The organism is Brachybacterium vulturis, assembly GCF_043641765.1.
GTDB lineage: Bacteria > Actinomycetota > Actinomycetes > Actinomycetales > Dermabacteraceae > Brachybacterium > Brachybacterium vulturis_A.
On the sequence record NZ_JBHZRO010000015.1, the window covers coordinates 79,363 to 102,697 of the forward strand.

Here is a 23,335-nt window from a genome sequence, read left to right on the forward strand (position 1 = left end):
GCTCGGCGAGATCGTGGACGGCCCGCTGCCGCCGGAGGCGCTGGAGATGACGCTGCTCGACATCGCGACGGTGACCGTGGGGATGATCCCGCCGGAGGCCGTGCAGGCGGTCGCTCAGCAGCTGGATGAGCCTGGTTCAGCAGCCGAGGCCGACGGTTCGTGAGCGCCTCAGACCAGGAGCCTCACTGGTCCGACAGGGAGAACCGGTTCGTCATCCGGTTGCTCGCGGTGAACAGCACCGAGCCCAGCAGCGCATCGGTCGCCTCCCTGATCCGCTCGGCGATGCGGGTATTCGCCGCGGCCAGCAGCGCCGGGACATCCTCCGTGGAGCCGGCACCGGCCGCCGCCTCGTCAGCGGCGTGCACGGCGGCGTGGCCGAGCGCGAGCGCCTCCAGCTGGTAGCGCTCGATGAGCGGGATGGTCTCCGCGAAGTGGGCATCGGCCAGTGCCGCGATCATCCGCGAGGCCCAGTAGAAGCTGTCGGTGCTGACCGTCCCGGTGGTCGTCCCCAGATAGGTGGGAGCCTCCTCCACGTTCGTGAACATCGGGATCAGGGTGTTGAACGGGTTCGAGGCATAGGAGATCCACTGCAGAGCCCGGGAGGCCTCGGGATGGTCCGGCCGGATCTGCAGGATCGGGAGCGCGTTGTGGCGGTTGATACCGATCGGGCGGAAGGCGCGGCGTTCGGCCTCGGTGCCACGGGAGGAGTACGGGTCGAACACGGTGCCCTGAAAGTGGGAGCTGAGCACGTCCTTGACGTCCTCGATCGTGAGCAGACGCTCGGGACGCCGGCTCCAGGGCAGGGTGTCGGAGTGCGGGCTCGCGCCGGGGCGGCCACTGTCCCAGTCCTCGCTGGTGGGGTTCAGGGTGCGCTGCATATACCAGGCGCGGGGCGTGTTGTAGACGTGGTCGTGCGCGGAGTGGGAGCCGAAGGCGTCACGGGGGTTGAACACCGCTGCCTCTGACGCGGAGTCATCGCGCAAGGTGAGGTCCAGGTGGTGCTCGCGCACGAACTCCCGCAGATCGGGACTCGCGAGGTGGTCGCGGCCGGGACCCTCGGCGTCGTCCAGGTCGAAGGAGTCGATGCCCAGCTGGTTCGGCATCGTCACGTAGCGGTCCTCCGGCACGCGCCGCGCGATCCAGTGATGCCCGCCCACCGTCTCCAGCCACCAGATGTCCTCGGCATCGGAGAAGGCGATTCCATTCATCTCGTAGGTGCCGTGCTCGGCCAGCAGCGCACCGAGGCGCTCCACGCCCTCGCGGGCGCTGCGGAGGTAGGGGAGGACCAGGGTCACGAAGTCCTCCTCGCCGAACCCGCCGGGCTGGTCGCCGTGGCGCTCGACCAGGGGATCCGCGCCGAGCACGCGCGGGTTAGAGGTGATCGTCTCGGTGGCGCTCATCGCGACGTTCGCCGCGTTGATCCCGGCACAGGCCCAGACCCCCTCATCCGGCAGGGCGTTCGGGATCGCGGTGTACCGCAGCGGCTCCTCCGGCAGCTCGATCGTGCGCCGTCCGATCACGCTGGTGTAGGTGCGCGGCTGGTCCTCCGGCTGCACCACCACGACCCGCTTCGGATCGAAGGTGCCGTTCGAGGAATCCTCGGTGCGGGCGACCAGAGGTGAGCCGTCGGCGCTGGCATCGCGGCCGACGAGGAGGGTGGTGCAGGGCATGGGGCGGGGCTCCTCGAGGGCGGGGACCGGGGTGCGCTCCTACCGTAGACCCTCTGCGCGCTCCCGCGGCAGGCAGGGCTCCCGCCCGGTCCGGTGAGTCCTCAAGCCCTCTCGGCCAGCCGGTCTCGGGTCCGCACGAGTCTCTGCCGCGCTGCGGAGACCAGCAGTCCGGGATCGCCGAGCGCCACGCCGATCGGACTGCGCGGCATCGCGGCGGCCCGCGTCAAAGTCTCCGCACGCTGACTGGGGGAGCCCGTGATGCCGAAGGCGCCGAGCAGTGCCGAGGCCCGCGCCGGAGCGGGCGGATGGCCGACGAGGTCGTTGCCGCGGCCGACGGTCCACGCGATCGCCCCGGCGGTGATGCGGGTGCTGGCCCGTCGGCGCAGCACCGCCGGGTCCCGGCGGGCGATGCGGGTCAGCAGTCGACGGCAGGCAGTGCGGAACTCGTCGCCGAACACGGAGTCCTGCTCCGGGTGGTCAGCGGCGACGCGGTCGAGGTCGCGGACCAGATGGTCGTCGATCTCGCGCAGCGTGGGGTGGAGGTCCTCCGGGACGTCCTCGAGCTGCAGCGGTTCGGTGGGCAGCGGGGTGTCGTCGAGCTGGTCGAGCTCCTCGTCCCCGCCCACGCGCATCGCGAGGTCCGCGTAGCGCAGCGCATCCGGGTCCGCGGTCTCCAGCGCGTACTCGACGTTCTCCTCGAGCCGGCGGGCGCGGATCTGCGGGTCCGACCGCCGGGCCGGGAGGTCTTCCAGCAGGGGCCGGACCACGTCGAGCACGGCCCGGGTGGTGGCCTCCTCGGTGCCGGTGCGGGCGTGCGCCCAGGTGATCAGTGCCGGCAGCACCGCGGGGGCGCGCTGCGTCGCCTCGTCCGAGAGCACGGGGTTCGTCGGCAGCATCTCCGCGGCGACCCACTCGGAGAGCTCCGGCGTCCACCCCAGCGGATCGCCGCTCGCGCCCGAGGCGACCAGGAACAGGAACGTCACCAGCGGCGGGGCATGATCGTCCCCGTCCAAGTCACGTCCTTGCGGCGAGGCGAGGAACTCCACGACCAGGTCCGTGCCGTCCTCGAGGATCCATGGCGGTCTCCCCTCATCGGGGTCGAGCCCGTCGGGTTCCGGTTCCACGTCCTCCAGCGTGGCGCGGAGCTCCGAGCCCACCAGCCAGCCGTCCTCGTCGTACCCCGGGCCACCGGCGGGCAGGAGGTCGCCGACGAACTCGACGAACGGTCGCAGCATCGGCCACTGCTCCCCGCCTCCGTCAGCAGCCTCCGGCCCCGCAGGCGTCGCCTCGAGCGCCTCGGCGAGGGCGGCCCCGGCCTGCTCGGGGGAGAGGACCTCGAGCACGTCGTCCAGCGTGAACCCGTCGCGGGCCATGATGCGCCGGTAGTCGGCGTGGACCTGCCGCAGTGGCGCGCCGACCACGAAGGCGTCCTTGAGGTACGGCAGCGGGTCCCGGGCGATGTAGGTGATGAGCACGGCCCGCACCGCCTTGGGCAGCACGAGCTCGATCATGAGGTTGTCGCCCTGGGAGTCGCTGAACACGGTCGCGCCCCCCGCGGCCGCCGCGGACAGTCCTGTCACCTGCGGCGGCATCGGCTGCCGGCGCGTCGGCAGGGCGGCCCGTGCGCGCTGGCGGAACCCCTCGTCGGGACTCATCGCCGCGATCACGTGGAGCAGCGCGGTGGTCTCGGCGATGTCGACGTCGAGGAAGGTCTGCAGCAGATCCACGCCCGCGGGCAGGTCGCCGGGATCCTCGGCCAGCAGCGGGATCAGGGGAGCGGCGGTGATCCAGAACGCGGTGATGTCCTGGTCCCGCAGCGCCGGCCGCAGCATCGGGACCAGCGGATTGCCCGCCGCGGGGTCCGACGCCGAGTGCGTGCGGTGGGCGCTGCGGCGTGCGCTCTCGTGCTGGTGCGGGCGAGGGATGCGCGAGGATCTGCGACGGCGGCTCATGGTGCTATTGGATCAGGTGAAGGGGGTGGGGGCGAGTGGGCGAGGCCCACCGCCGGCTCAGGCGTCCTTGAGCATCCACACCCTGCGCAGCGGCAGACGCTCGGTGATGTCCTCCGGAAGCTTCTCGTAGTTGCGCAGGACCGCCTCGACGATGTCGGTCGAGTCCCAGACCTTCACCCGGAAGCGCTGGTGCTTCACCGCGTCCCGTGCGGGTCTGCTCAGTCCCGACCAGGTGGCGAGCAGCCCGTAGTCCGCCCCGTGGGTGTGGACCAGACCGTTCAGCTGCGCCACCACCTCGGAGCCGATCTGCGGGGTCTTCACCTGGACGATCAGTTTCGGGGACTCCAGACCCAGCAGGCCGCGGCCGGCGGTGATGTCGATGCCGCCGTCAGCGCCGGGCGGGGCTTCGTCGGTGTCGAAGCCTTCAGCGCGCAACAGTTCCGCGATGAGGTGGGCGAAGGAATGTCCGGAGAACTCCTCGGCGATGCGGCTGCTGATCTGGTCGCGGGCGATCATGTCGATGTCGGGCTGTGACTCGGGCTCGTCCACGACGTCCGGGGAAGCGGGACTGGCCGAGCGCGGCGTCGGGGCCGACGCCGGGCTGCGCTGGAGCACGTGCGAGCCGGCGTCCTCGCCGGTTTCGAGGACATGCTCGAGCCGGGCGGCGGCGTTGTTGCGGCTCGGAGAGAAGATCGTCAAGGCGCTGCCGAGCGTGTAGAGCAGGTCCTGCTTGAGCGCCGAGCGCGGCACCTGTCGGAGCCACTCGACGCCGACCACGTGCCGGAACGCCGGATCGTTATCAGCGAGGAAGGTGTACGGGCTGGAGACGCGGCCGATCGCGATCTCGCGAGTGGTCTTCATCGGCATCGCGAGCAGATTGCCCACGGCGATGCGGCCACGCAGCGCCCACAGCTGGGCGACGAAGTTGGTGCGGGCACCGGCCGACTCCTGCGCGTAGACCTCCTCGACGATCCGCTGGATCTCCTCGCGAGAGCCGGCCGACGTGAGATCCGGGACCTCCCGCCACCCTCCGCCCGAGCAGCTGTTCTCCAGGGCCCACTCGTCCCTCTCGCCGTAGCGACCGGACCGGATCACCCATGCAGTGCTGACCATTCCTGCACTGTAGTGGGTAGATGGCTCTTCCCGGTTCGTGGTGATGGGGAGCGTCGCGTCGCTGGCGTGAAACGGCTCGTGGTCCTGCTGTGATGGGTGTTGTCAAGACATCCGAATCACAGAGGACCACGAGCCTGTGCACGAGAGTACTGGTTCGCAGCGGGATGCTGCGAGCACGATCTTCAACCTGCCCGACTTCCGCGTTATCGACGCCGTCGACCTGCCCGACGGGGAGCGACGGGTGGTGATCACCTCGACCGTCCCACCGGGCTGTCCGTCGTGCGGGGTGCTCGCGACTAAGGTCCATTCCCGCCGGTCACAGCAGGTGCGCGACGTTCTCGTGGCCGGGGCGACGGTGGTGGTGTGGGTCAAGCGGCGCTGGTTCTGCCTGGAACCGGCCTGCACCCGGGGCACGTTCGCCGAGGCCACCGAGCAGGTCCCGCGATACGCCCGCTCAACGACCCGGCTGCGGGACCAGGTCGTCTCGGCCGTGATCACCTCGGGCCGGGCAGCTTCCGAGGTCGCCCGGGCCCACGGGGTCTCGTGGTGGCTGGTCCAGGCCGCCCTCAGCGCCGCCGCAGTGGTCCTGCCCACCGTCGACGACGTGCCAGTGACGCGCCTGGGGATCGATGAGCACCGCTACCGGTCAGTGCGCTGGTTCCGCACCGATGAAGGCGCTTGGAGACGGTTCGAGCCGTGGATGACGACGCTGGTCGACCTCGCCACCGGGCAGGTCCTCGGCATCGTCGATGGCCGGGACTCCGCCGCCGTCGGCCACTGGCTCGCCCAGCGCTCCGAGGCCTGGCGGGAGCGGATCGAGATCGTCGCGATCGACCCCTCAGCCGCGTTCCGCAAGGCACTACGAACCTACCTGCCCCGCGCAGCGGTCTCGGTCGACAAGTTCCACCTCGTCAAGCTCGGCAACGACATGGTCACCACCGTCCGCCAGCGCCTGGCCCGCACCCATCACGGTCGTCGGGGTCGCAAGGACGACCCGGCCTGGGCGCACCGGATGCTGCTGCTACGCGGCGGCGACACCCTCACCCCTCGCGCCTGGAAACGGCTGGAGACGGTCTTCCGCACCGATGATCCCACCGACGAGCTCTCTGCCGCCTGGGGCATCAAAGAACAGCTCCGACGCCTGCTGGCCACCGACACCCTCGCCCAGGCCTGGGACGAACGGATGCGGATGGGCTACTTCGCCCAGATCGCGAACATGCCCGAGACGACCAAGCTCTACGACACCATCGTGACCTGGTGGGACGCGATCGAGGTCCTCAACGTCACCGGCGCGACCACCGCGAAGGTCGAAGCGGGCAACACCGGCATCAAGAACATCAAACACACCGGCCGCGGATTCCGCAACCCGGAGAACTACCGGACCCGTATCCTGCTCACCAGCGCCGCGAAAACCGTAGCGTGAACACCCACCACAACAGGGTCATTCACCACGAACCGCGAAGAGCCGCGATCACCGTATCGACCACGTCTGGAGGGAACACCCGGGTCAGCACCCCCACCGACACCAGATCCGACAGTCTGCGATCCGACTCCGGCTTCACCCATTCCCGCTCTTGGCATACCCCGAGACTCCACCGAAACCGACTAAATTAACGGTATTGAGGTTAGACTGATTCAGAGGCGAGTACCTCCGTCGACTGGCAGCACGACGCCAGTGGTGTACGCCTGGCTGAGAAGGGATATGCATGCTTCAGCAACATCTTCAGGAGTGCCTATTCGTCGCATCGGTGAGTGCGTTCGGACTTGGTCACGTTCCAGAGTCCATCCCGCGGTCCACGGCGTGTCAATCAGTCCCGGCGCAATTGCGTTGACGGTAATTTCCGGCCCTAAGCTTTTGGCCAGAAGACGAGTTGTGTGATTCACGGCAGCTTTCATCGCGGCGTAAGGAATCGAGCTTCCCATCACCTCAAGGCCTGCCATCGAAGAAATATTGACTATGCGGCCTAAGCCCTCGTTAAGCATGGCGGGCACACATTCCTGGACCATATGCCAGATGCTGAGCACGTTGCCGCTAAGCATCTGTTCCCACACTTCATCAGTCGCGGACTCGAGGTCCGCGTGATCGATGCGTTGCGTAGCACCCGCACAATTGATCAAGATATCAACCCGGCCCCACTGGTCTAGAGCACACTGGACCAGGGCTTGAGCACCTTCTCGTTGAGTTACGTCTGCCTGCTGGTACACGCTATCCCGCAGGCCTGCTTCCATCCGACGCCCTGCAGCAACACTGGACCGGGAGTTTAGGACGACCCGCGCGCCCTCAGCATGCAGTGCCCTCGCCACACTGGCGCCGATACCGGAGACGGAGCCAGTCACGATGGCGACAGCACCACTGAGATATTCGGTCATGGGATTCCCCCTTCCGTCAGCTCAGGCGTTGCCCGAGACTTTGGCTCGTAACTCTTCGTGCTCCTCCATCTGTTGCAGTACCGACGTCTGGACATCAGCGATATGTTCTGCTAGGAAATCCGCAGCCCGCTGTGAATCACGGCGGGTTATTGCCTCGACCACGCCGTCGCGGTGCGCACGGGTGTGTTCCCGCAATGTCGGCTCCTGATTTGCAACTTGACGCACCAGCTGCACGTGAAGGTTGAGTATCCGGAGGGAAGCAGAGAGTGACTCGTTCCGCGCGTACTCAACGATCAGGGAGTGAAATTTCCGGTCAGCCTCCTCGAAGGCTTCGAGGTCACCGTCGTCAAGCGCCTCGTGGCATGAGTCAACTGTCAACCGAAGTTGCACCACCTCGGTGTCTGTGGCTCTCTCGCAGGCACTCCGAACTGCCAGAACCTCGAGCGATTTGCGCACCTCATAGAGATCATCAACTTGTTGCGGTGTAAACGTGCGCACGAAGTTCCCCTGGTAGGGCCGGTGGCGCACCACGCCGTCGCTCGCTAGACGAGTGAATGCTTCCCGCAGTGGCGTTCTACTGACTCCGAGCTGCTCGGCAAGCAGACGTTCGTCTAACCGCTCGTTTGGGCCCCACTGCCCGTGGGCGAGCAGCTCACAGAGGCGTGAGTACACCCGCTGGTTGATGGTGCTCGATTCGATACCGAGTTCCGTTGCGTTCACTGACGCCCCTCTCCATACATTCCGTTAGATGCACTCATTCCGTTCGACCCCTTGCCAGTCAACGGCCAAGGCTAGCAACCCGCAACGACCGTTGACAGCGGGAGCCCCTTGCCCTAAGGTACTCGACACTGTGGTGCATTGCACATTGTGTACCAGTGCCGACGGGCACCCAGACAGTTGGATGCAGGGCCAAGCGAGGCGGACGAGGATGTCCGGCCAGAGGAGGCACCCCGTGAAGGAAGTTTTTACAATGTGGCGGCACACGAACATGATCGTGCTAGTCGCCCTCTCGGCAGCAATGTACGCGGCATTACTCATTCCGTTCCAGAGCATTCCGATTATTCCGGGCCATGTGTCCCTGCGAGTGGCGGATATTTTGCCGGTGGCTTTTGGAATGCTGTTCGGTCCGGCCGGTGCGTGGGGAGTGGCGATCGGAAATCTGATCGGTGACTTTTTTGGCACTTTGAGCCCAGGCGCCATCGGTGGATTCGTTGCGGGATTCATGAATGCCTTCCTGAGTTACAAATTATGGAATGCGCTCAGTCCGTTGAGGGATATGGGACTCAAACTAAATTCCGGGCCGCGGATGCTGCGCTACCAGGTCTCGCAGCTCATCCGCCAATGTGGGATCACTGTAGTTCTCACATTCTGGGTTGCGCTGACGCTCGGACTTGCGCCAGCGGAATTCTATTTCGTCGCTGTCCTAATACCCGGAGCTATCACGGCGGGGCTTATTACCCCAGTAATCCTTCGCATCATCTACCCCCGGATCCGCAAGTGGGGACTACTATGGACGGATATTATGGAGCCCGAAGAGGTGTCCGCAGGGCGCTTCCGTAAGGTCGGGTTTGCATTAACCACGGTCGGAGCGCTTGGCGGGGTGGCGAGTCTGATTATTGCCATGTTTGTCCTAGGGATACCTTCCGGCGACATCGTTGTACGTCTCCTCCCCATCCCTTTCCTTGTACTGCTTTTTGGTGGATCTGTGCTCATGGGTGGTCGTGAGCAGGTCATGGCCATGGAACAAGAGCGGGAAGACGATATGAACGCGAGACGGCGCCGGAGTAAACGAGCCGGATTCCCGCCACCCGATGACCTGCCGAACGAATCCGCATCAACGACCTCTTAGGGAGGGCAAGTGGCTGCAGATATCCGCGGAAATTCTGAGGATGGACCGACCAGCATGAGCGAGCAGGTTAAGCCAGCGATCCACATCACCGATCTGCACTTCACTCATCGAGAGGCGGCCGAAGGCGAGGAAGACGCGTTGCAAGGCATCAATCTGCAAATACAGCCGGGTGAATTCGTTACGGTGATGGGCCCCTCAGGCGCAGGTAAAAGCACGCTGTCCCAGGCCCTGAACGGTCTGGTGCCGCATCAGATCAAAGGAGAGTTCATTGGCCGCGTGGAAGTAGGTGGTCACAACACATTGGAGCATTCGGTCGCCGAGATGGCGCCGACTGTAGGCCTAGTCTTTCAGGACTTCGAGGCCCAGCTCTTCTCAACGAATGTTGAGCTCGAAGTGGCGTTTTGCATCGAAAATTTGCAAGTGGATCGCGACGAGATCCAACGTCGGGTGACGGACGCCCTTGAACAGGTGAACCTCACGGGCTTTGAGCGTCGCCAGCCGGCAACGCTTTCGGGGGGGCAAAAGCAACGACTAGCTATCGCCTCAGTCCTCGGCGCTCGCCCCTCCGTGATGTGCCTTGACGAGCCGACCACGGACCTGGATCCCGTAGGCAAGATCGAGGTTTTTTCCATCGCCAATGTCCTGGCCCAGTCAGGGATCACTCTCGTCGTGGTCGAGCATGAGACTCCGGAAGCCCTCATGTCATCCAGACTGGTGCTTATGGACGGTGGCAGGATTGTCCGGGACGGCCCCTCGCACGAGGTACTTAAGGAAGTAGAGATATTCACGAAGTTGCACATTATGCCGCTTCAAATCCCTGAGCTGTTTGCCGAAGTCGGCGTGCCCAAGGATGACCGTCCACTGACCGTCGAGGAGGCTCGACATGCCTATGAGTCGGGAAGCCTCGAGATCGACACCGTGGCCCACGACCGGATGCTTGAGGCTGACAGAGAGCGAGCGTGCGGCTACGGGGACGTTGTACTTCGAGCGCGCAACGTAGGGCACCGATATCCCACCGGGATGGATGCCGTGCGCGATGTAGACCTTGATATCCGCAAAGGCGAGTTTCTGGCCGTGCTTGGCCAGAACGGCTCCGGGAAAACGACCTTCGTCAAGCATCTCAACGGTTTGCTCAAACCCACCACTGGCTCTGTCGAAGTGAATGGCTTAAATACTCGCGACCAAAGCTTACTCTCGCTTGGCGATCATGTCGCGTATGTGTTTCAAAATCCGGATCATCAAATCTTCTCCGACACCGTATTTGACGAGGTCGCTTTCGCTTTGCGTAAACGCAATTTATCGGAGGATGACATCAAGGATCGCGTGTCCGAGGTTCTGGAGGCAGTAAACCTGTCCGGTCAGGAGGAAGCTGATCCTTTCTCGCTTACAAAGGGAGAGCGCCAGCGAGTTGCGGTTGCCTCTGCTCTTGCGCTGCACCCCGACGTACTCGTGCTGGACGAACCCACCACCGGTCTGGACTATCGCCAGCAGCAGAGAATGATGCGTCTAGTCAAGCGGCTCAACGACGCTGGTTCAACGATCGTCGTCGTCACCCATGCCATGTGGGTGGTTTGCGAGTACGCGCACCGAGCAGTCGTCATGCGCGATGGCCAAGTCGTGGCCGACGGAACCGTGCGCGAGGTATTCTCTCACGAAGCAGAGTTGGAAGGCATGTCCCTGGCCCCACCCCCGGTGGTTGCTTTGTCTAGTTCCCTCGGCTACACCGCGATGTCAGTCGCGGAGATGACCGCGTTGACTCGAGGAGGTGCCCAGTGAGCGTGTATCTCTACCTCGACCGGGACACAGTGTTCCATCGAATGGACCCCCGCGCTAAGATGCTAATGCTCGCTGCGTGGTTTGTCCTAGCCTTCGTGTTCATGTCGCCTTGGGCCAACCTAATAATTTTGTTGGCCGAGTTGATTGTTGTAACACTGTCTAGGTCCTGGAGCAATGTCCAGCGATTTTGGGGATTGCTTTTAATCATTCTCATTGCCACGACCGTCATGTTCGGGCTCATCCAGCCAGGAGAGACTCAGCTAATCGGCTTCATTGAGGTTGAATCAGTGATCTTCGGCATCACTATCGGTTTCCGCGTGGTGGCTCTTATCGTGGCAGGGTTAATTTTTCTATCCACCACCTCAAATGAAGAATTGCTCATTGGGTTGGTTCGCCTGAAGGTGCCGTACCGCTTCGCCTTCGCACTGTCCACTGCCTTGCGGCTTGTTCCGACCGTGCTCGGCACCGCGCAGGTCATTATGCAAGCTCAGCGGAGCCGAGGACTAGACATCGACGCTGGAAACATCGTCCACCGCCTGAAGAATATGGCGCCCATTGTCATCCCTGTCTTTATCTCGACAATCCGCTCCACGCAAGTCTTCAGCATGGCACTGGAATCCAAGGGCTTTGGCGCTCATTCTAAGCGAACCTTCCTACTCAACCCGAAATTTGGCGGGCGTGACTTCGTGACCGTCTCCGTCATGGTGTTGATGGTTGCAGGGGCCACTTGGCTGCGGGTTCTGGGCGTGGGCATGAGCCTGGGCATGTAGATGAACCCACGTCAAGGACTAGACATGCCGCCCTCGTTCTCTTCGGAACGCTGGAGGTGCCTGTAATGCCCCTGGGGACCACAGGTCATGCAACACCTGGTCGCGCATCGATCACTCTTCGTGGCCAGTTTGCTCGATGATGCGACCTGAGCCGAGATCTGGTATACAATAGACCAAACCAGTTGCGAGGAGGCGACATGACAGCCGTAGCCCTACTGGGCACCTTCGATACGAAGGGGCCTGAGTACAAGTTCGTTGGCGATGTGTTGGCGAGAATGGGGGTGGAGCCCCACTACGTCGACGTGGGTGTGCTCGGCTCATCATCTATCGATGCAAACGTGACGCGTGACGAGATCGCGCAGGCCGCGGGCATGAGCCTCAACGAGGTGCGTGAACTGCCCGATCGGGGTGCGGCGATCGCCGCAATGGCGCGAGGGGCTACTAGCGTTGCCCTCGATCTGATTCAGCGTAACCAAATCGCGGGGATCTTGGCGCTCGGAGGAACCGGTGGCACCACATTGTCGGCACAGGTGATGCGGGCCCTACCGGTGGGGTTCCCGAAGCTCATCGTCTCGACAGTCGCCTCTGGCGAGACACGCCACTATGTGGGCGCAAAAGACATTACCCTGATGTATTCAGTGGTTGATATTGCTGGAGTAAATGCGATCTCAGCCCCCATCCTCAGTAACGCTGCAGCAGCAGTGGCAGGAATGGCGCTGGCCGAACGCCCGGAAATCGATGCAAAGCCGGTGATCACGGCGTCTATGTTCGGGCTGACCACACCGGCAGTAACCGCAGCCCGGGAACGCCTTGAATCCCTGGGGTACGAGGTTCTCGTTTTCCATGCCACCGGTGCCGGAGGCGACTCCATGGAAGCGATCGTGGAAGCGGGTCTCGCTGTGGGGGTGCTCGACATAACCACAACGGAACTTGCGGATGAACTGGTCGGGGGTGTCTTCGCAGCGAGCTCTTCGCGCCTTACAGCGGCTGGACATGCGGGCGTGCCCCACGTCGTCAGTCCCGGAGCGCTCGACATGGTGAATTTCGGCCCCGCATCTACCGTTCCTGCCGAGCACAAGGACCGCACGTTCTACCACCACAATGACTCAGTGACCCTCATGCGAACTTCTGCAGAGGAGCTCCAGGAGATTGCTCGTCGAATGGCAAATCGACTCAATGCTCGCGAAGATCGTGAGGCAACGATAGTGTTTTTGCCCGAGGCCGGATTTTCCGGCATCGATGTCGAAGAGGGGGCCTTCTTTGACCCGGCCGCTGATGCGGCCTTCATCGAAACGCTAACGAATGGACTCGACCCCACGATCCGCGTCATCAGACGACCGGTCAATATCAACGACCCTGAGTTTGCGGTTGAGATGGCCGATACCCTTGACCGTTCGATTCGCACCACGCAGAAAGGCAAATAACAATGGACCGAAAGACTGCACTTGATCGCATCCGGAAACAAATCGCAGCTGGAGCGCCGATCATCGGCGCAGGCGCCGGAACCGGACTGTCGGCGAAGTCTGCCGAAGCTGGAGGCGCCGACCTGATCATCATCTACAACTCCGGCCGATACCGCATGGCTGGCCGCGGCTCCCTTGCGGGTTTGCTGCCCTACGGTGACGCAAACGGCATCGTTGTCGAAATGGCGAGCGAGGTGCTCACCATCGTCAAGGAGACTCCTGTCCTCGCCGGCGTCTGCGGCACCGACCCGTTCCGTTCGATGCCCCGCTTCATCCGCGAGCTGAAGGAGCTCGGCTTCGCGGGTATTCAGAACTTCCCGACGGTCGGCCTCTACGACGGCGTGTTCCGTCAGAACATCGAGGAGACCGGCATGGGCTACGACCTCGAGGTAGAGGCGGTGCGCGAAGCCCATAAGCAGGACATGCTCACCTCCCCCTATGTCTTCGATGAAGCCCAGGCCCGCAGCATGGTTGAGGCGGGCGCTGACATCATCGTGATCCACATGGGCCTGACTACTAGTGGCTCTATCGGCGCAAAGACCGCACTCTCACTGGAAGACGCAGCTGATCGAGTGCAGGCGATCCGCGACGCGGCGGTCGAGGTCCGTGATGACGTCATCGTTCTCTGCCACGGCGGACCAATCGCTGAGCAAGACGACGCTAAGTATGTTCTGCAACGCACGACTGGCGTCGACGGATTCTTCGGCGCCTCCAGCATGGAGAGGCTCCCCACGGAGCTCGCCATCTCCAAGCAGGTGCAGGGATTCAAGGAGATCAACATGGAGGAAATCGCATGAAGACTGCAGAGCTCACAATGCTCAATTCGATGGCAGACGCTGATCTGGAAGTCGCACTTGCGAAGCACAAAGAGTGGGGCATTCGCCATCTTGACATTCGCGATGGAATCGCTGGCAAGTGGGTGAAAGACATCACCGTTGGCGAGGCGCGCGAAGCGAAGCGTGCTATCGATGATGCCGGAATGGATGTCTTCTGCCTTTCGACAAGCATCTTTTATGGCGATGTCACAGACGGAGAGGCCTCGTTCCACGAAAATCAAGTTGGAGCATTGGATCACATCCTTGAAATCGCAGAAGTGCTTCAGCCAAAGCTCGTGCGCATTATCGCTGCTCAACTGCCCGGGCGCGCGCCCGACGAATCGGCTGTGGAGATCCTGCAGCGAGACTACCCGTGGCTGATTGACCAGTATCGCGAAGTCGTCGACAAGATCGCAGCAGCCGGATTCACTGCTACAATCGAGAACGAAGCTAATAAGAGCTTTCTTTCTCGAACCCAGGACTTCGTCGACTTCCACGAGTGGCTTGATCGTCCGGAGGTGTCTCTCACTTGGGACATTAACAACCAATGGGCGACGGGCGTATTCCCGACGCAGGAAGATTACGAGCAGCTGAAGCCGCTCATTCGTTACTATCATCTCAAGGGTGGCCAGCACGCCGACGCCGACAAGAACTTGAAGTGGAACAGCTCTCTGGAGGATTCCACATACGACGTCGTTGGAATCACCACTCGGGTGGTGCAAGACGGGGTGTCACCGATCATCTGCCTTAATCCCTCCCAGCACGGCGAAAACAAGCCGGGCTACGACTACACCAATCTCGTTAAGCGCGACATTGACTTCCTTCGAGCAAATGTGGAGGGGATTCTCTGATGAGCTATGCAAGAGACTTTGATAAGCGAGTCCGGGTCGGCATCGTCGGCCTCGGATCGCATAGCTACCGAAACTTGCTGCCGACGCTCACTTTTCTGCCGGTCGACCTGATCGCTGTAACCGACCTGGACAAGGACCTCGCCGACGCAACCGCGAAGCAGTATGGGGTCGAGCGTTCGTACCAGGACACTGCCGAGATGTATGCGGCGGAAGATCTGGACGCCGTGCTCCTGTGCGTATCGCCCCAGCTGCACCCAAAATTGGCGCGGGAAGCCTTCGCTGCCGGACTGCACGTGTGGTTGGAGAAGCCGGTCGGTACGAGCGTGGCGGACGTCGACTCGATGATCGACGCGCGCGGCGACCGCATCGCAGTCGTCGGATATAAGAAGGTGTTCATGCCGGCCGCCGTCAAGGCCCGTGAGCTCACTGGGCTACCGGAGTTCGGCAAGTTGCACTCAATCTCCGGCGTCTATCCAATGAGCATTCCGCATGGCGACGCCGACTTTATTGCACGCGGAGAGAGCAACCGCTGGCTCGTCGACGGCTGCCACCCCACGGCGCTGTTGCTTTCGCTTGGTGGTAGCGCGATTGAAGTCACTACGCATCGAGCAGACGACAATTCGGGGGCTCTCATCATCCGACACGAGGGCGGTAACGTCACTGCGTTGCACTTGGCAGACAGCGCACCGATGTTCCAGCCTTCTGAGCACTACACCCTCGTCGGCGACGGCCAGAGTATCGAGATCCACAACTCCCGCTCTGTGAAGTACCAGCGCAACATCCCTCACAGCTATGTCGCTGGAACCACCTTCGCCCCCGAAGGTACGGACCACGGTGCAATCGTTTGGGAAGCACAGGATTCGTACAACACCCTTGAGAACAAGGCACTCTTTACCCAGGGTATGTTCGGTGAGTTGCGCTACTTCCTAGACTGCGTGCTGGAAGATCGCCAGCCGGAACTGTCGACTCTCGAATTTGCTCGCAACGTGATGCAGGTCTTTGAGGCCGCACTGCAATCGGACGGGACTCCCGTCGCCATCAACAACTGAACCCAAGAACTGAAGGAAAATCATGAATTCCAACGCAGACATCACCGCTAGGCTCCGCACTACCGATCAGCACCTCATCGAGCCCCAGCCGTGGGGTCGGCTCGAGTGGTATGTATCGGGAGCCATCGGCAACTCGGAGAAGCTCACTGTGGGCAAGTGCGTACTTGACCCCGGTCAGGCGAACGGTCGCCATTGGCACCCGACGAGTGACGAGGTCCTCACCGTCCTCAAGGGCCGCATCGTCCACTCTTGGGACGACGAAGAATTCCCGATGGAAGAGGGAGACGTCATCTCCATCCCACAGGGAGTGGTTCACAACGCGCGCAACGTAGGAGAGGGCCAGGCTGAGCTGAGCATCGTCTTCTCGACCGCCCACCGCACCACCGAAGGCGCTGAGTCCTGACGCAGTGATGCCGACCGGGGTGTTCGTAAATATCCAAACGAACACCCCGGCCAGCATCGTCCTAGCTTCGCTCCACAGGCACTGGCATCCTCAGCGCCTCACGCCGACACAGGGAGTCGACGCAACGCCTCCGCCTCGACAACACCAATATGGTCGATCATCGCCAACTCAGCACCGTCGGCATCACCTTCCCTCATCGCGTCAAGCACGCGCTGACGGTCGTCGACAGTGAGTGCGGCGACGTCATGTTCAAGGTTTACAAGGTGCCGCACAAGCTGGATGCGCAGCTCGAGGTTCTTCAGATGCTCAACCAGTAGACCGTTGCCAGACTCTTCAGCGATGAGGGCATGAAACTCGCGATCCGCGGCCTCGAACATCTCTGTATCCTTCGCATTGAAGGCCCTGGTTCCGCGGTCAACGATTTTTCCAAGCTCGTCGAGGCGTTCAACCGAAATCTGAGCCGTAGCCTTTCGAGTCGCGAGCCCTTCAAGCAATTTTCGAAGCTCATAGAGTTCTGCGACTTGAGTGCGGGTAAACACACGTAAAAAGGAACCGCGGTAGGTTCGCTGCTCTATTACACCCAGATTCGCCAGCCGGCCAATCGCGTCACGAAGCGGAGTTCGACTGACGGCGATTCGCTCTGCAAGCGATCGCTCATCGAGTCGCTCTCCCATTGCAAGCTGCCCGTTGAGGATCAGGTCTCGTAGGCGATCGAAAGCTACTTCGTTCACCGTTCGGGGATCCGTACTCCATTGCGTCATCGACTCTCCTCCATCGCTGCAGGATACCGGGCTCATCGCATCCGGGGGTGTAGCTGGTTTCTGAAGCCTCCTGATTCGAGGAGGCTGCGGGCGATGTAGTTGGGGAGGTTGCGGAAGCCGAGGGCGGAGCCGCGGAGGTGTTCGAGCCTGCCATTGAATCGCCTCGGTGGGACCGTTGCTGGTGCCGGGCCGATCGAAGAACGCCAAGACGTCGTCAGCGCGCTTGGCCAGCGTCCGGCCCAGCTTTCCCAGCTCGACGAGGGCGTCCGGGGCCTTCACGCTGAGTGCCGCGATGACCTTCTTCATCATCGTTCTGGCTCGGACCCGGTCGGGTTCTCGGTAGGCGGCGATCATGGCCTGGTAGATCTCCCAGGTCGCCTCGACCGCGGCGTGCTTCTCGCTGCTGAACAGGCTGCTGAGGCGCTCGCTCTGCCGCTCGGTGAGGAACTTGGCTCCAGTGTGGAGGGTTCGGCGGGCCTTGTAGAGCGGGTCGTCCTTACGGCCCCGGCGTTTGTGGAGCTGCTGCTGGATCCGGCGCCGGCAGTCGTCCAGAGCGTCCCCGGCGAGGCGAATGACGTGGAAGGGGTCCATCACCGCGACCGCGCCGGGCAGAGCCTCGTTGGTGGCGGTCTTGAACCCGGAGAACCCGTCCATCGCGACGACCTCGATACGGTCCTTCCACGCCTCGGGGCGAGCCTCCAGCCAAGCCTTGAACGCTGCCTTGGAACGTCCCTCGACCATGTCCAGCAGCCTCGCCGGCCCGCTCCCGTCCCGTACCGGGGTGAGGTCGATGATGACAGTGATCCTTCTATGTCTTGTCAAGCAGCTACGGCTACGCCTGACTTGCACAGGTTTAGTGACCCACGGCGTCCGGGGTCTTGAGGGCATCCAGGATGTGGCGGGCGTCGTTGGTGAGGGGGTCGGCGGCGGTGTGGAGGTGTCCGCCGATGTTGATCTGGACCTCGAGCAGTGGCTTCAGGGCTCGGATGATTCTTCGGATGCTGAAGCCGGTGGCGCTTTGGAGGTAGCGGGCGATCGCCAGCGCCGCGAAGACGATGGTCAGGTGGGCTTCGATCGCATCGCGTTGTCGGTGGAACATGGGCCTGGCCTGGAGGTCTGTCTTGCTCATCCGGAATGACTGCTCCACGTGCCACAGGTCGTGGTAGCTGGAGATCACCTCCGCTGCGGGCATGATTCTCGCGGGGATGTTGGTGACGTAGCCCTTCAGCCCCGCCAACGATCGCGCCTGCGCCAGTGATGCTTCGTCCAGCTCCTTGCCGGCCTTGGTGGACTTCACGAACCGGGTCCCCTTCACGTTCGCATCGCCGGCGATCACGGCTCGTGCCCGGTTCTCCTGCTGCGTGAGGGTGTACTGGTCATGCACGTCCCGTTTGCGGGAGTAGGACCAGACCGATCGCCAGTGCCCGGGATACTCCTCCGCGTCCCAGACCGGCTCCCTGCGGCGCCGCTTCGTCTCGGTCTTCGAGTTTCCGTGGCGCGGGGTGATGGTGTCGATCAGCTGCCCATCAGCGAATGCGTCTCCGTTCCAGTGGAAGTGATTAGCCAGGTCACCAGGTGCTTTCTTCGGCCTCGAGCCGACGATGAACCGTAGCCCGGCCTCGTCGATCGCGCCCAGGTTCTCCATCGAGAGCATCCCGGCGTCGGCCACAACGGCCATGTCCGCCAGGCCGTGCCGGGCTTGGAACTGCTTGATGATCGGCACGATCGTCTTCGTCTCGGCCTTGTTGCCCTCGTAGCAGCCGATCTCCAGCGGGAACCCGGTCCGGTCCACGAGCAGGCCGACCACGATCTGCGGATCAACCCGACGCTCCTTGCTGAACCCGACCTTGCGCAGCTCGTCCTCCTTCTCCGCTTCGAAGTAGAGCGTGGTGACGTCGTAGAGCACCAAGGAGACATCACCGCTGGTCCAGACGTGATCGAAGCACTTCGCCGCGATCTGATCGCGATAGCCCCGCTGCCCGCACCGCTGCAGCGCGGCGTGGAATGTGTTGCGGTGAACAGGGTCGATGCCGACCTCACCGAGAACTCGGCGGGAGTCGCTCATCGACGTCGGCTCGATCAGTCGCGCGGCGACGAGCTGGAAGAACGCCTCGTCATCGATCACGTCGAACCCGAGCCGGCGCCACCCCATTTCGAGGACGTCCAGGAGGTAGCGACTACGCCGGTCCTGCATGGTCAACACGCCCGCGGCAGGAGCAGCCTCGCTGGTCAGATCGAGATCGAGGGCTTCCTGCCCCGCGTGCAGGCGTTCACGGCCAAGATGCATCAACGCCGCCAACTCCGCCTCGGAATGCGCAGAGCCAAGGTGCTCAAGGACCCGATTGCGGCGACCCTCCTTGGCCACGACCTGGACCGCCGTCGCCCCGGAGGCAGTCGTCACCTTCCTCAGAAACGGAGCCATCACCCGATCCTACCGGCCAGATTAGTGACCCAATCTGCCGAGCCGAAACTCACTGACCAGCATCGACACCCTCAAGATGGCCGAGAACCTGCTTACCTGTGCAAGTCAGGTTGAACCCGGAGAACCCGTCCATCGCGACGACCTCGATACGGTCCTTCCACGCCTCGGGGCGAGCCTCCAGTCAAGCCTTGAACGCTGCCTTGGAACGTCCCTCGACCATGTCCAGCAGCCTCGCCGGCCCGGTCTTGTCCCTGGTAGGGGTGAGGTCGATGATCACGGTGATCCTTCTATGTCTTGTCAAGCAGCTACGGCTACGCGTTGAGGCTCGGTCTCGGCCGCGGTTGTTGCGTTCAGGGCGCGGAAGAGTTGACGGGCGAGGTAGCGCTTGAGGACCCTGCGGATCTCGCGGTTCGTACGTCCTTCGGCGCGACGCCTTTCGACGTAAGCACGCGTTTCGGGGTCGTGGGTCATTCGTGCGATGACAGCCATGTGTAGGGCTCGGTTCAGGCGGCGATCGCCACCGCGGTTCAGCCGATGGCGCACGGTGTTGCCCGAGGAAGCAGGAATCGGGTTTACCCCCGCCAGCGACGCAAATGCGGCCTCGTCGCGCAGGCGCCCCTCGTGTGACCACGCGGCCATCACCACAGCGGCCGTGACAGGACCGACTCCGACCTTGGCCAACAGCACCTCCGCGGGGCTCTGCTGAATCAGCTGCGTCGTTGTCCGAGTGTTCTGGGAGACCTCCTCGTCGAGGTAGATGACCCGCTTAGCCAATCGAATCGCCTCCGCCCGAGCGGTGACGAGTGAGATGTCTTCGCCGCGAGCACGCCACTTGGCCACGGCGATAATCTGCGTCCTGCTCAGCGCTCTGCGGGCGTCGATGCCGAGCCCGAAGCTGCGAAGCAAAGCAGTCAGCGCGTTGATAGCTGCGGTGCGCTCGGTGGTCATCTGATCGCGCGCGCTGACCAGGACCCGTAACGCTGCACGAAGGCCATCGTCCTGGCGGGGCTTCCGCATGTGGTCAAGTGCGAGCGGGAGCACCGCTGCCGCGATGCGTCGAGCATCCAGTGGGTCGGACTTGCCCACCCCGCGGTTGCCGCGAGCGTCCATCCGCGCGGCCTCGGCGACCTGGTACCCCGCCCGTGTCACCACGGATGCCAAGTGCGCGCCGTAGGAGCCCGCGCACTCGATGACCCACAGCGTTGCCAGGTCACCCTCGGTACGGCGCCCCGCCCACGCAATCGCTCGGGCCATCCCGGCTTCGGTGGCTGGGAATTGTTCTTCGTCGACAACGACGCCGGTTGCTGCGACGAGGATCGACAGAGCGTGAGTGCGGGCGTGAGTGTCCACACCGATGACGAACTGGTGCTCATGCGCGACGATGGTCATGGCGGTACAGATCCTTCCTCTTCCTGGGCTGATGGTCCGGCCGCTGTGGCCGGCGCCGGTCCGGAAAGGAGTCACCCAGGGGCAGGTCTGTGATGAGTCACGATCCCGCGTTCAACGGGAATCGGACAGCCTTCTGATCAAGTCACCGAGGTGGGCCGAGAACGGCGCCGGCCTCCCCACCAGGCGGACAGATCACAGTGAAGGCACCCACCTTGGCGGGGCCACACGTACTTCGAGTCACGTCCGATGAAGAGCCGGAGCCATTCTCGCCAGCCGGTCCCGGACCAGCCACCCCGAGACTCACAGACGTACTTGTCGCCGCGTCGGGTGTGGCGCCAGACGTGCTCGTCGACGCCGATCACGGCAACGCCATCGAAGCGGGCCGGGTCATCGATCAGCAGCCGTTTCCCCTCGGCCAGGACGGCGTCGTTGGCGGTGTGCCAGGCGACGTCCAGCCCGGCGGCGATCCTTGCGATCGAGAGGTGGTCGATGACCAGGGCTTCCAGCGCCCACCGCATCCCGCCCCGGGAGAGCTTCGCCCGCTCCGGGGCGATGGTCGAGGTGTCCTCGCGCCAGTGGGTTCCGCAGTGGTCACACCGGTAACGGCGGATCCGCACCAGCAAAGTGGTGGGGCGGTGGCCGAACGGCTCATGCGCCAGGGTCCGGGAGATGGAGCCCCGCGAGGTCGAGAGTGCTCCGCAGGCCCGGCACCATGGATCCTCCTCGGCGAGTCGGCATTCCAGCACCGCCCGGGCGGCGGTGAGTCTCTGTCCGACCACGGCCAGGCCGAGCTCTTCGAGGCGGGCGAAGGTCGTCAGGTCGGGGCTGTCGAAGGTAGCGTTGGGCATGTCGAGGTCTTCCAGATGGTGAGTGTCAGAACTTCCATCTTCGGGAGACCTCGACGTCTATCCCGGCACCGACGCGCCCACCCCACGCACCGCAACTACCCCCGCATCTGCGAAGAGCCGGATACCGCGCCCACCTCGGTGCTCACCTGACGTGAAGCAACCTGATTGACTCTCTGGTATACAGTATGCCAGAGTCTATGTACGCAGATCGCAGCGCACTGTCCTGACGAGAGGGAGCAAAGATGCTCAAGAACGAAGCACCCGCGGAAGCCGTAGCGGGCGACACCGGACTGACGCCGGTCACCAGGCGAGAACGCCGACACTTACTCGCACTAAGCTGGGGGCACGCTCTAGAGTGGTTCGACTGGGCGATGTTCGGCCTGCTATCGGTGTACATCGGCCACGCTTTCTTCCCTTCGGGAAATGTGGTGGCCGAGACGCTCAGCGCACTCGCGGTCTTCGCCGTCGGTTTCCTCGCAAGGCCGATCGGTGGCGTCGTATTTGGCTTCATTGCCGACAAGGTCGGCCGGAAGGTCATAATGATCGGCGCTATCGGGGCGATAGCTGGATCTAGTCTCCTTATCGGGGTGCTCCCCGGATACGAAACCATCGGGATTGCGGCCCCCATAATCCTTGTCACTCTACGATTGATTCAAGGATTGTCTGCTGGTATCGAGGCACCTCTCGGTACTGCCTACGCCGTTGAGTTGGTGCGTGACCGCCCCGGCTACGTCGCCGGATTCTTCTCCTTTTTTAACAACTTTGGCAATCTGCTTGCCCCCCTCTCCGCCTTCACCGTCTCAGCGGTACTTGGAGCCCAGATGATGGGAGATTGGGGCTGGCGTGTGCCATTCATCTTGGGTGGACTCTTCGGGATCGTCGTGCTCTATCTGCGTCGCACTCTCCCGGAGACCCTGCCTGGCCGGAGCAGCGAGCAGGTCGCCAACCTTGAAGAGGACGCGTCAGCTCGCCAAGGCACGTGGGCGACCGTCCGGGAGCACTGGCTCGCAATTATCGCAGTTATTTTCATCGTTGGCGGAATGCAGTCGTTTATGTACGCATTCCTGACCGGGGTGCCCAACCTCGCAAACGGCCCCTACGGCGAGAATCCGACTGGCGTGTTTGCAATCAGCACGGGCCTCAGCATCTTCCTGACCCTGGGTGCACTACTGCTCGTCCCGCATATCGACAAAGTGAAGCTTTCACGATGGTTCGTGGTCGGACGCCTGTTGACAATTCCGGCGATCTTCCTGATCCTCGTCTACTCGGGCCCTGGCCTCGGCACAATGGCTTTTGTGATGGCGATCGGAGGCATTCTACTCCTGCTTAACGCGACCGTCTTCGTTGTCGTTGCGAACTCGGTCTTGCCAGCACGAGCGCGGGGCACGGGCGTCGGCCTCGGGTACGGAGTCGGGGTTGCGCTGTTCGGCGGCACGAGCTCCTACATTCTTATCTGGCTCCAGGGTCACGGCGCGTACTGGCTATTTCCCGTCTACGTCGCCGCTCTCTGCGCACTGAGTGTCGTTTTCTATCTACTGTCGAAGCGCAAGCACGGCATTTACTTCGGGCGCTGAGCTGTCTCTCCAGGAAGGGGGAGGTGCCAGGAGTGCCTCCACTCTTTCTGGGCTCGACTTGCCGACAGCAGATGAGGCGGAGTGCTCTCGCCAACCTTAGACGATTTTGTTGAGGACAAATGCGGCTCATCGCATCCGAGGGTGTAGCTGGGGTCTGAACCTGGATCCGCCGGGGTGGTGGGCGGGTCGTAACAGCACGATGCTCCTGTGACCAGCGATAATGGGACTGTTCAAAGGTTCCAAAACGCTACGCAACAGGA

19 protein-coding genes and 3 pseudogenes are annotated in these 23,335 nt (G+C 63.0%); 11 read left to right on the plus strand and 11 right to left on the minus strand.

All coding sequences use genetic code 11. The features are described from left to right. Nucleotides 1-13 precede the first annotated feature (13 nt). Nucleotides 14-163: a hypothetical protein gene (locus tag ACHUEU_RS12410; protein ID WP_394216436.1), complete on the plus strand. Its 150-nt coding sequence runs from the start codon at nt 14-16 to the stop codon at nt 161-163. A 19-nt stretch (nt 164-182) separates the two neighbouring features. On the opposite strand, the gene ACHUEU_RS12415 is transcribed toward ACHUEU_RS12410, so the two are convergent. The 3 genes from ACHUEU_RS12415 to ACHUEU_RS12425 all read right to left on the minus strand — a co-directional run bounded on the left by ACHUEU_RS12415 (nt 183) and on the right by ACHUEU_RS12425 (nt 4,735). Continuing rightward, a complete protein-coding gene (locus ACHUEU_RS12415; protein ID WP_394216437.1) occupies nt 183-1,670 on the minus strand; it encodes a C69 family dipeptidase in 1,488 nt (495 codons plus the stop codon). A gap of 101 nt (nt 1,671-1,771) precedes the next feature. Beyond that, nucleotides 1,772-3,622, minus strand: a complete 1,851-nt coding sequence (locus ACHUEU_RS12420; protein ID WP_394216438.1) for a hypothetical protein — start codon at nt 3,620-3,622, stop codon at nt 1,772-1,774. Between the two features lie 57 nt (nt 3,623-3,679). Further along, nucleotides 3,680-4,735 (minus strand): restriction endonuclease, encoded by a 1,056-nt coding sequence (locus ACHUEU_RS12425; RefSeq protein WP_394216439.1) that lies wholly within the window; start codon nt 4,733-4,735, stop codon nt 3,680-3,682. A gap of 136 nt (nt 4,736-4,871) precedes the next feature. Here ACHUEU_RS12425 and ACHUEU_RS12430 point away from each other — a divergent pair, with 136 nt between their 5' ends. After that, complete coding sequence (locus ACHUEU_RS12430; protein WP_394216440.1) at nt 4,872-6,158, plus strand: ISL3 family transposase; 1,287 nt, start codon at nt 4,872-4,874, stop codon at nt 6,156-6,158. 212 nt (nt 6,159-6,370) lie between these two features. On the opposite strand, the gene ACHUEU_RS12435 is transcribed toward ACHUEU_RS12430, so the two are convergent. Beyond that, nucleotides 6,371-7,105, minus strand: a complete 735-nt coding sequence (locus tag ACHUEU_RS12435; protein ID WP_394216441.1) for an SDR family NAD(P)-dependent oxidoreductase — start codon at nt 7,103-7,105, stop codon at nt 6,371-6,373. A gap of 21 nt (nt 7,106-7,126) precedes the next feature. Continuing rightward, entirely contained in the window at nt 7,127-7,825 is a 699-nt protein-coding gene (locus tag ACHUEU_RS12440) for a GntR family transcriptional regulator (RefSeq protein WP_394216442.1), read from the minus strand. A 232-nt stretch (nt 7,826-8,057) separates the two neighbouring features. On the opposite strand from ACHUEU_RS12440, the gene ACHUEU_RS12445 reads away from it, so the two are divergent. The 8 genes from ACHUEU_RS12445 (at nt 8,058) to ACHUEU_RS12480 (ending at nt 16,081) form a co-directional block, all read left to right on the plus strand. Then, nucleotides 8,058-8,954, plus strand: a complete 897-nt coding sequence (locus ACHUEU_RS12445) for a QueT transporter family protein (RefSeq protein ID WP_394216443.1) — start codon at nt 8,058-8,060, stop codon at nt 8,952-8,954. 54 nt (nt 8,955-9,008) lie between these two features. Continuing rightward, the gene (locus ACHUEU_RS12450; protein ID WP_394216444.1) at nt 9,009-10,730 is read left to right on the plus strand and encodes an ABC transporter ATP-binding protein; all 1,722 of its coding nucleotides are present in this window, start codon (nt 9,009-9,011) and stop codon (nt 10,728-10,730) included. Further along, entirely contained in the window at nt 10,727-11,500 is a 774-nt protein-coding gene (locus tag ACHUEU_RS12455; RefSeq protein ID WP_394216445.1) for an energy-coupling factor transporter transmembrane component T family protein, read from the plus strand. The genes ACHUEU_RS12450 and ACHUEU_RS12455 overlap by 4 nt, the downstream gene beginning before the upstream one ends. Nucleotides 11,501-11,697: 197 nt before the next feature. Further along, nucleotides 11,698-12,924 carry a Tm-1-like ATP-binding domain-containing protein gene (locus ACHUEU_RS12460; RefSeq protein ID WP_394216446.1) on the plus strand — a complete coding sequence of 409 codons (1,227 nt, stop codon included), beginning with the start codon at nt 11,698-11,700 and terminating at the stop codon, nt 12,922-12,924. 2 nt (nt 12,925-12,926) lie between these two features. Further along, on the plus strand, nt 12,927-13,760 hold the full coding sequence (locus tag ACHUEU_RS12465) for a phosphoenolpyruvate hydrolase family protein (protein ID WP_394216447.1): 834 nt from the start codon (nt 12,927-12,929) through the stop codon (nt 13,758-13,760). Continuing rightward, nucleotides 13,757-14,629 carry a sugar phosphate isomerase/epimerase family protein gene (locus tag ACHUEU_RS12470; protein WP_394216448.1) on the plus strand — a complete coding sequence of 291 codons (873 nt, stop codon included), beginning with the start codon at nt 13,757-13,759 and terminating at the stop codon, nt 14,627-14,629. The genes ACHUEU_RS12465 and ACHUEU_RS12470 overlap by 4 nt, the downstream gene beginning before the upstream one ends. Continuing rightward, on the plus strand, nt 14,629-15,678 hold the full coding sequence (locus tag ACHUEU_RS12475; protein ID WP_394216449.1) for a Gfo/Idh/MocA family protein: 1,050 nt from the start codon (nt 14,629-14,631) through the stop codon (nt 15,676-15,678). Before ACHUEU_RS12470 ends, ACHUEU_RS12475 begins: the two co-directional genes overlap by 1 nt. Nucleotides 15,679-15,700: 22 nt before the next feature. After that, nucleotides 15,701-16,081 (plus strand): cupin domain-containing protein, encoded by a 381-nt coding sequence (locus ACHUEU_RS12480; RefSeq protein WP_394216450.1) that lies wholly within the window; start codon nt 15,701-15,703, stop codon nt 16,079-16,081. Between the two features lie 98 nt (nt 16,082-16,179). Here the strand turns inward: ACHUEU_RS12480 and ACHUEU_RS12485 are convergent, their stop codons facing one another. The 6 genes and pseudogenes from ACHUEU_RS12485 to ACHUEU_RS12510 form a co-directional block, all read right to left on the minus strand. Then, on the minus strand, nt 16,180-16,878 hold the full coding sequence (locus ACHUEU_RS12485) for a GntR family transcriptional regulator (protein WP_394216451.1): 699 nt from the start codon (nt 16,876-16,878) through the stop codon (nt 16,180-16,182). Further along, nucleotides 16,875-17,658: pseudogene (locus ACHUEU_RS12490) on the minus strand (ISL3 family transposase); the annotation flags it as partial. The gene ACHUEU_RS12485 and the pseudogene ACHUEU_RS12490, both read right to left, overlap by 4 nt. 37 nt (nt 17,659-17,695) lie before the next feature. Then, a complete protein-coding gene (locus tag ACHUEU_RS12495; protein WP_394216452.1) occupies nt 17,696-19,264 on the minus strand; it encodes an IS1634 family transposase in 1,569 nt (522 codons plus the stop codon). A 112-nt stretch (nt 19,265-19,376) separates the two neighbouring features. Further along, nucleotides 19,377-19,559: pseudogene (locus tag ACHUEU_RS12500) on the minus strand (transposase); the annotation flags it as partial. Between the two features lie 2 nt (nt 19,560-19,561). Continuing rightward, nucleotides 19,562-20,653 carry an IS110 family RNA-guided transposase gene (locus tag ACHUEU_RS12505; protein ID WP_394216453.1) on the minus strand — a complete coding sequence of 364 codons (1,092 nt, stop codon included), beginning with the start codon at nt 20,651-20,653 and terminating at the stop codon, nt 19,562-19,564. A gap of 305 nt (nt 20,654-20,958) precedes the next feature. Beyond that, nucleotides 20,959-21,501: pseudogene (locus ACHUEU_RS12510) on the minus strand (transposase family protein); the annotation flags it as partial. Nucleotides 21,502-21,743: 242 nt separating this feature from the next. Here ACHUEU_RS12510 and ACHUEU_RS12515 point away from each other — a divergent pair. Continuing rightward, on the plus strand, nt 21,744-23,075 hold the full coding sequence (locus ACHUEU_RS12515) for an MFS transporter (protein ID WP_394216454.1): 1,332 nt from the start codon (nt 21,744-21,746) through the stop codon (nt 23,073-23,075). The last annotated feature ends 260 nt before the right edge of the window (nt 23,076-23,335 follow it).

What these genes read in the sequence shown, in the direction of transcription:
- ACHUEU_RS12515 (WP_394216454.1), top strand. Translation starts at nt 21,744, where the DNA reads ATGCTCAAGAACGAAGCACCCGCGGAAGCCGTAGCGGGCGACACCGGA.
- ACHUEU_RS12460 (WP_394216446.1), top strand. Translation starts at nt 11,698, where the DNA reads ATGACAGCCGTAGCCCTACTGGGCACCTTCGATACGAAGGGGCCTGAG.
- ACHUEU_RS12480 (WP_394216450.1), top strand. Translation starts at nt 15,701, where the DNA reads ATGAATTCCAACGCAGACATCACCGCTAGGCTCCGCACTACCGATCAG.
- ACHUEU_RS12495 (WP_394216452.1), bottom strand. Translation starts at nt 19,264, where the DNA reads ATGGCTCCGTTTCTGAGGAAGGTGACGACTGCCTCCGGGGCGACGGCG.
- ACHUEU_RS12425 (WP_394216439.1), bottom strand. Translation starts at nt 4,735, where the DNA reads ATGGTCAGCACTGCATGGGTGATCCGGTCCGGTCGCTACGGCGAGAGG.
- ACHUEU_RS12415 (WP_394216437.1), bottom strand. Translation starts at nt 1,670, where the DNA reads ATGCCCTGCACCACCCTCCTCGTCGGCCGCGATGCCAGCGCCGACGGC.
- ACHUEU_RS12435 (WP_394216441.1), bottom strand. Translation starts at nt 7,105, where the DNA reads ATGACCGAATATCTCAGTGGTGCTGTCGCCATCGTGACTGGCTCCGTC.
- ACHUEU_RS12450 (WP_394216444.1), top strand. Translation starts at nt 9,009, where the DNA reads ATGAGCGAGCAGGTTAAGCCAGCGATCCACATCACCGATCTGCACTTC.
- ACHUEU_RS12420 (WP_394216438.1), bottom strand. Translation starts at nt 3,622, where the DNA reads ATGAGCCGCCGTCGCAGATCCTCGCGCATCCCTCGCCCGCACCAGCAC.
- ACHUEU_RS12475 (WP_394216449.1), top strand. Translation starts at nt 14,629, where the DNA reads ATGAGCTATGCAAGAGACTTTGATAAGCGAGTCCGGGTCGGCATCGTC.
- ACHUEU_RS12485 (WP_394216451.1), bottom strand. Translation starts at nt 16,878, where the DNA reads ATGAGCCCGGTATCCTGCAGCGATGGAGGAGAGTCGATGACGCAATGG.
- ACHUEU_RS12505 (WP_394216453.1), bottom strand. Translation starts at nt 20,653, where the DNA reads ATGACCATCGTCGCGCATGAGCACCAGTTCGTCATCGGTGTGGACACT.
- ACHUEU_RS12470 (WP_394216448.1), top strand. Translation starts at nt 13,757, where the DNA reads ATGAAGACTGCAGAGCTCACAATGCTCAATTCGATGGCAGACGCTGAT.
- ACHUEU_RS12465 (WP_394216447.1), top strand. Translation starts at nt 12,927, where the DNA reads ATGGACCGAAAGACTGCACTTGATCGCATCCGGAAACAAATCGCAGCT.